3 protein-coding genes are annotated in these 6,824 nt (G+C 33.5%); all 3 read right to left on the bottom strand.

What is annotated here, in order from left to right; genetic code table 11:
• Positions 1-99: 99 nt before the first annotated feature.
• Genes WFZ86_RS19880 through WFZ86_RS19870 form a run of 3 tightly spaced genes read right to left on the bottom strand, consistent with a single transcriptional unit; the run spans position 100 to position 6,810 of the window.
• Positions 100-5,721, bottom strand: coding sequence for a hypothetical protein (locus WFZ86_RS19880; protein ID WP_342693574.1), 5,622 nt, complete (start codon positions 5,719-5,721; stop codon positions 100-102).
• Positions 5,718-6,320: a hypothetical protein gene (locus tag WFZ86_RS19875; RefSeq protein WP_342693573.1), complete on the bottom strand. Its 603-nt coding sequence runs from the start codon at positions 6,318-6,320 to the stop codon at positions 5,718-5,720. Before WFZ86_RS19875 ends, WFZ86_RS19880 begins: the two co-directional genes overlap by 4 nt.
• A complete protein-coding gene (locus tag WFZ86_RS19870) occupies positions 6,307-6,810 on the bottom strand; it encodes an OmpH/Skp family outer membrane protein (RefSeq protein WP_342693572.1) in 504 nt (167 codons plus the stop codon). Before WFZ86_RS19870 ends, WFZ86_RS19875 begins: the two co-directional genes overlap by 14 nt.
• Positions 6,811-6,824 lie beyond the last annotated feature (14 nt).

Raw genomic sequence — 6,824 nt, 5'->3', positions numbered from 1 at the left:
CCAATCTCTTGATCACTAAGCGCCTGCGCAAATCCAGTCGTGGTAATAAAAAAGCTTATAATACTAAAAACTAATGTATATTTTAATTTCATCTTGGTCTTACTTTTTTGTGGTAGTTACTCCTGCTGTGCTACAGCTAACAACTTGTTTTTTTACTACTGCTTTTTTATTAGGTTCTACTTTTAAACTTTTTCTTCCGGTGTGGGATTGTTTTGTAGAGACACTAACTTCATTGACTTTTAGCTGCGCTTTAAAGTCAAAATGAGAAGCTTTCTCACAAGCGAGAGCATCATAATCCTCAAAACCATCAGAGGCTAATTCGCTATACTTCGTGTTCGAACCAACAGCTACAGGCAAACGATTAGTATAGCCATACAAAGCAGATGAATAGCGTTTTAGAGCATCTTTATTCTCTATCTCTTGTCCGTAAGGATTGTATTGAGTAACTTCTGAAGCAAACGTCCATCGCTTATAATTGTCTGTCGTGATTCCCCATTTACCATTAGTAAGCACATAAAAAGGAGCGAAATTTGTAAAAAATCCAGTCTTACGTGGTGTTGGATCAACGGTATGGTTTCTTCCTGTTAGGTAAGCATAGGATTTATTGGCTCTCCAATTCCCTAAGACATTGTATACATACGGATTAAAAGAGCGTTTTTCAATATCCTCTTGATCCTCTAAACTGTTATCTTTTTCATATTCAAATTGTGGTTTACCATCAGTACCAAAAAACATTCTAGGTAAATTACATTCACATTGCGATGGCCAAATGTTATTGTATTCTATTGCCGAAGCATTTACAATTCGATTGCTTACAGAGCTCGAAAAAAACGGGTTATCCCCTATATTTTCTCTGATCGAAGTAATTTTATTATTAGCATCATAATCATACAAAGGATTGCGCATAGAAGTTACGCTAGCCATAGAAGCCATTTGCATGTTGCGATGTCCTGAACGAATTACTTTTATACTACCTTTATTTACATTGCTACCTTTTATGAGTAACCCATCTTTGTCTAATAACTGAAATGTAGTTTCATTTACTTTAACCACCCAGGCTTTGAGCGCTTTTTTGGTTTTACCATCAGTTGCCGTTCCATTTAAATAAACTTCATCCCCATCAATTAAATAATCCGAGGCTTTATATTCTCCTCCTGTAAATTGATATTTATTATCGGCTACCTGGGCAATGTTCCATTCTAAACCAATATTCTTTGCTGCTTGACTCATTCCATCATAACTCCAATAAGCTGGAAAATTAAAATTAAAGTAGCTGTCGTTATACTCATTTACCGTTTGAGTCAACAAGACCTCACCAGTATCAGCGTCCCATGCTAGATTTTTGGTAGAAACTTTAGAACCAAGATCGTAAGCTATTTTTTCAGAAAGGATTCCTGAAGTATGAATAACCTTTGTGGTCACTGCCGTACGTATCTGATCCTCATGCTTTGAGTAAGTGGGTAAGGGAACAGGAATAACAATGATCCATATACCATAATAAAGAGTTGCAAAATTAAGATGAACTCCAGCTGTTGTAGTCGTAGATTTATTTTCACGAAAATCGTTTATCACATCATAATCAACACCGACTAACTTTGGTAAAATCGCGCCTTTGCTATCAATAGTTTGAACAGTATTATTTAACAAGCCTTCATTTGAAGCCTCACTTTTAATAATTGTGTTATACTTATAGTCTACTCCTGAAATAGCTTCTTTCTGGCCCTCCCCATACACTCTTTGTGCTTTCATTTTCCCATCCATATCATTCGTATGAATAGAATACCCTTGAGACATTGTAATGTGATTTCTAACATTGAGATTTAATATGCTGGCAAGAGCCGTTGAAGATTTATGACCTCCAGATAGTACTGTACGATCTACGATAGTAGGAAAATCATTCGAAGTATAAAACTCCGTAACCACTGAACCAGTAGCATGTTTCTTTACAATTAGAGGTTTTTCAGTATTATCATTATTCATTCTAGGAAGATTACTTACTGTAACCCTACTATAAGTGATTTTTGGTGATGGAAAAAACGATTCTCCAAAAGGTTCTTCCACATAATTATCAGTATCAGGTCCTAATAATAAATCTGGTTTGTTCACATCATAAAAAGGCTTTACAAAAGGGTTTTCTTTACTTCCTAAAGGCTCATAAGTAGCTACTCCAGATGATTTTCCAGCAATATTCCCATATTGATCTTCGGTAGTATATGAATATTTCTGACCATAAAATTGTTGGTAATTCTTGTTATTCTCATTTCCAGTCATTACATCCCATTGATCATGAATTGCAATATCTTTTACTCTACTACCACCTCCCAATTTCTTACCATCAGGATGCATCAATCGTATCCATGATTTTCCTGCAACAAACTGACTGGCAATCCCTGTTTGTTTTAATTTAGTATTAGGACTTTTGAAAATATCTAAAAGAGTAGGCATCCATCCAATCAATTCCATAACAACGCCCTTAAGGTTGTTGGTATCCTCTTCATTATGCATGCTATAAACCAACCTATTCAAATATTTACGTCCAAAATTCCATCCTGTCTTTTGAATAGGATTTGTATCACTTCCTGATTTAAATCCATCTCCTTGTCCTACTTTTTCAAGAGGAATACCTACATATTGTTTTCCATTAATCACATTAAAAACATAATCACTCTTTGTTTTATTAATCTTCATATAGCCCGTCACATAATCGTATTTATCGGTACCATTTATTCCTGGAGCAGGATTAGGATTCACCATATTTAGCATAAATCGAAAATAAAGCGGATTACTTTGATCTCCAATAGTACTTAAATACTGATCATAGAAGATATCTGCGACAGAACGATTACTATTAGGTGTGTTATCAACTATTTTGTGGTCTAATTCGACATAGATATAATTCCCTAATTTTTTTATATTCTTTTCACTACTACTAATATTCTCAGCAGTGAGTCCGTTTTTATCTCCACTTCCTACAACTTTGAACATCTGCATGGCATTCTTATTCTGAACCTTACTGTAATCATCCGATTCATAATTCAATTCCATTTGTCCTCCTGAGGGCAAACGAATTGATTTTAACAACCAAGCTGAAGCATATTGATCTGCTATCACTTGGTCTTTCTGATCTACAAAAGGATATTCTGCATTTGATAAATCGGCTGTTGTCCTTAAACTAACATTTGCACTTACTGGTTTGTAATTTCCCCAAACATCATAAGCTTTCATATCATAATCGGGATTGAATCCATAATTAAAAACATATGGTGTAAATTTCCCCATATTAGAGTTCTTGTAGGTAAAATAAACTTTTGCTAGTGTTAGCTTACCTTTCTGTCCAACATCTTTAGGATCGGCACTGGCACTTTTACTATTATTATCAATCCCTTGACAAAGGCTATAATTGTATTCAAAATTAGCTTCTTTTATTGGAGTAGCTTCTTCGCCTTTAGCCAAATATTCAGGTTTTGAATACAGTGAAATTTTATCCAATTTATACATTTTTGAATCTAGTCCAATCCCTCCATTTTCATCAGCAACGCCATAACCATCATTTCTTTCGGAAAGATGAAAAATAGCGACATGGGTTTTAGTCACTATTTTTTTTATGTACAACAGCTCTTTTTCACCATAAAGGTAATTTCCTTTATTGTCTTTTTTACTAGAACGCAACCCTTCGTCATAATTAGCATAATCTTTACCAAAAGGAACTCTCCATTTATAAATATGATCCTTCGTCTTATTTTCATATTCAAACTTAGTATATGTACCCAAATCATCATCAGTTGGACCATCATCTTTTAAATCCTGATAATCTGAGGATAAAACTGTAGACAATAAATAAGTATGGGCATAAGCCGGAGTAGTTACCCTATTGAAATATTGATCACCATTTTGACTATTTTTAGACGAATTATCTTTACCCGAGGCATATTTAACTAATCCCTTTTTTGAATTAACCTCAGGAGTACTTCCTACATCAAACGTAGCCTCTTTTTTTACAGAATTATAAGCCGCTCTTCCATAAATGTAGCGTTCCCCTCCTTCTTTTGTTATCCGTATTTCGGCAGTATGTCCATCTTTAGCAAATGCACTAAACTGTTTTGTTATCCCAAATCTATTAGCTTCAAGTTTTGTCAACTTTTCAATAGATTGATTTCTAGACAATCTTTCTTTTCTAACAACATGACCTTTATTAGGGATAACTTCTGTATTTGCAGAGTAATTAGTGTTGGTTTTTACGTTAAACCCTTTCCCTACTATACCAAGATTTATTGGCTTATAGCTTCCTAATTCTACATTAAATAAACTTAATTCCTTGTCTGTGTGAAATCCACCTATATTTTTAAAAAACACTTTTTCGTAATCCGGTTTGTTGTTTTTTCTTTTCTCCTTAAAGCGTTCTAAAGCGGGATTTGAACTTTCCCAAACCTTTGAATAACTTTTACCGATTGTAACTGTTGCATCATATCCCCAGTGAAAACCTCCACCAGCTCCAATCTCTACACCTAAACTTCCTCCAGTACTTCCATCTGTTGTTTCATTATCATAAACATATCCTACTTGGGACTTATAAGGACGAAACATCCCTGAAACACCCTGACCTTGAACAGTATATAAATCATATGTATTATTAGTTATAGGTAAAGAAGTAGTGTTTTTATTAAATGTTCTATCTTTTTCTCTATTAAAATCTAAAATATCAGATTTACCAGCGCTATACGTATTTTCATAACCATACGCTTTCTCAATTTTATTTTTCTCAGAATCTTTAATCCCTTGGCTGGTTCTATAACCTGAAAATTTTGCTCCTGGCTCAATTCCCCACAATTCCGTTTCTAAATTTAAGTTAAACATGAAATTTGAAGATACCATACCAACTCTTTTAGTTGGAGTAAAAGAGGCATCAATAAATGAAATAGATCCACTTGGTCCTATACTTGCGTCTCCTTGTCTACCTCCAGGATTCCATTCGTTTTTTATTTTCTTGCTTGCTGTAAAAGACATTGTTGAGCTCTCTACACCTTTTCTACTATTATAACTTACACCTGCACTAAGACCTAAATTAAATTCTCCTATTGATTTTGATGTGAATTTATGAGAAAAAGAGGCACTAGGAGATACCGATACTCCTTCAGAGGCAGAGGATTCAATATTCATCCCTACCTTCCCTACATTTAAATTATCGGATATCTCATAAGTTAACCCACCATTTACTGAAGCTCCAAAACCATCGTAGTTGTTGTATTTAATGCCTAATCCAGCACTTATTTTCCCTGCTTCTTTCACACCAAAGGCAGCTAAAAAAGCACTCGCATTAGCTCCAATAGTAACATTAGGCTTCATACTATTCTCATAGATCATTTCATCTCCATTAAAATCATCTGGTAAGCCTCTTAGTTGTCTTGAAATTTGACCTACATTAAGATCCCAACCTAATCCAACCCATGATGCTTCTTGATCCATAGTCACTCCTGAACTATAGGCTAAATTCAAAGGATATCCGCCTACATCCATTATAGGAATATTATAGTTGAAATCTCCACTAGCCAAATCCACCATATCAGAGGTTCCTATGGGAGTAAATGATTGAAATTCGGGTTGAGATGGTCCACCTGTCAAAGCATATACCTGCATAGGTTGTACCGTTTCTAAGAGAATCATCATCGCTAAATAAATAGCAATAATTTTTTTAAACTTACTTTTTTTAACTTGCTGAATCATAAGGCTATTGGAGTAAAAGTGTCTTTAAATTTAAATTTTAATGTCCCTTTTCTAAAAAGGTAATCATTATAAATCAATTGTATTTTATCATTGGGGTCAATTCCTGAAAAGAATAAGAGTACTTTTTGAAATGGAGCAATCTTATAGTTACGCTCAAAATTCACGCCTGAGCAAAGAATCGTATCTTTTTGTGAAGTCACCACATAAAAATCTTTATCAAGACCAAAAGACATATATTTTACAGATGCCGTATAATCCATTCCCGTAAAATCTTTACCTAATAAATCTTTCTCCTCTTCTTGTTGAAAAGTAAACTCTATAATACGCTCTCTCTTATTTTCTTCGTAGAGAGAATCTACTTGCTTGAGATTTTGATTTCCTAAATCTTTTAATAAATAATATTGAATGGGAACTTCGGTTGCAGTAAAACCGATATCATCAACCACTTGAGTATAGGAACGTGATTTCCATCCTATTTTTTCAAGATTAAAATAGCGATCTCTGATTACTGAATTTTGTTGACTATTTTCTAAATCATTTTTACAAGAAACACAAAGGAATACTACAAAAATAAAACCTAACGTCCTACAACCCTTCATATTTTTTATTTATGTAATTAAGAAGTTCATTTGTAACATCAATATTTTCATCCGCAAACAAAATATTTTGTTTAGCATCAGATCCAATAATCAATTGATACTTTTTTTCTTTAGAAAACTCAATAGAATAACTTTTTATTCTTGACCAAATTTGAGTGGATTGCTCTGCTGCAAAAGTTTGATTGAACTCTTCCAATTCTTCTTTACCTTGAATGAATTGTTGCATCAACTCTTTTTTTTGAGAACCAGAAATTGTAGGAGATTGCAAATTGGAATACAATTTATCCAAAAACAATTTCCTGGAATTAAATTCTTTTTCCCCTGCCCTTTTCATCTCTTTTGTCATTACAAAACCATCAAATATTTTTTGATTGTCAACATAAACTATTTCAATGCTTGGTTTATAAAAACAAAAAAAAGTTAAAAAAAATAAATAGCTGATTAACAAGCTATTAAGTAAAAATTGACGAGAATAAACATTTTTAAGCACAAATAACTTGTTAA

The organism is Flavobacterium polysaccharolyticum (genome assembly GCF_038739875.1).
GTDB lineage: Bacteria > Bacteroidota > Bacteroidia > Flavobacteriales > Flavobacteriaceae > Flavobacterium > Flavobacterium polysaccharolyticum.
The sequence above is the reverse complement of the archived record's forward strand: the minus strand, read 5'-3'. Positions and strand labels throughout refer to the sequence as shown.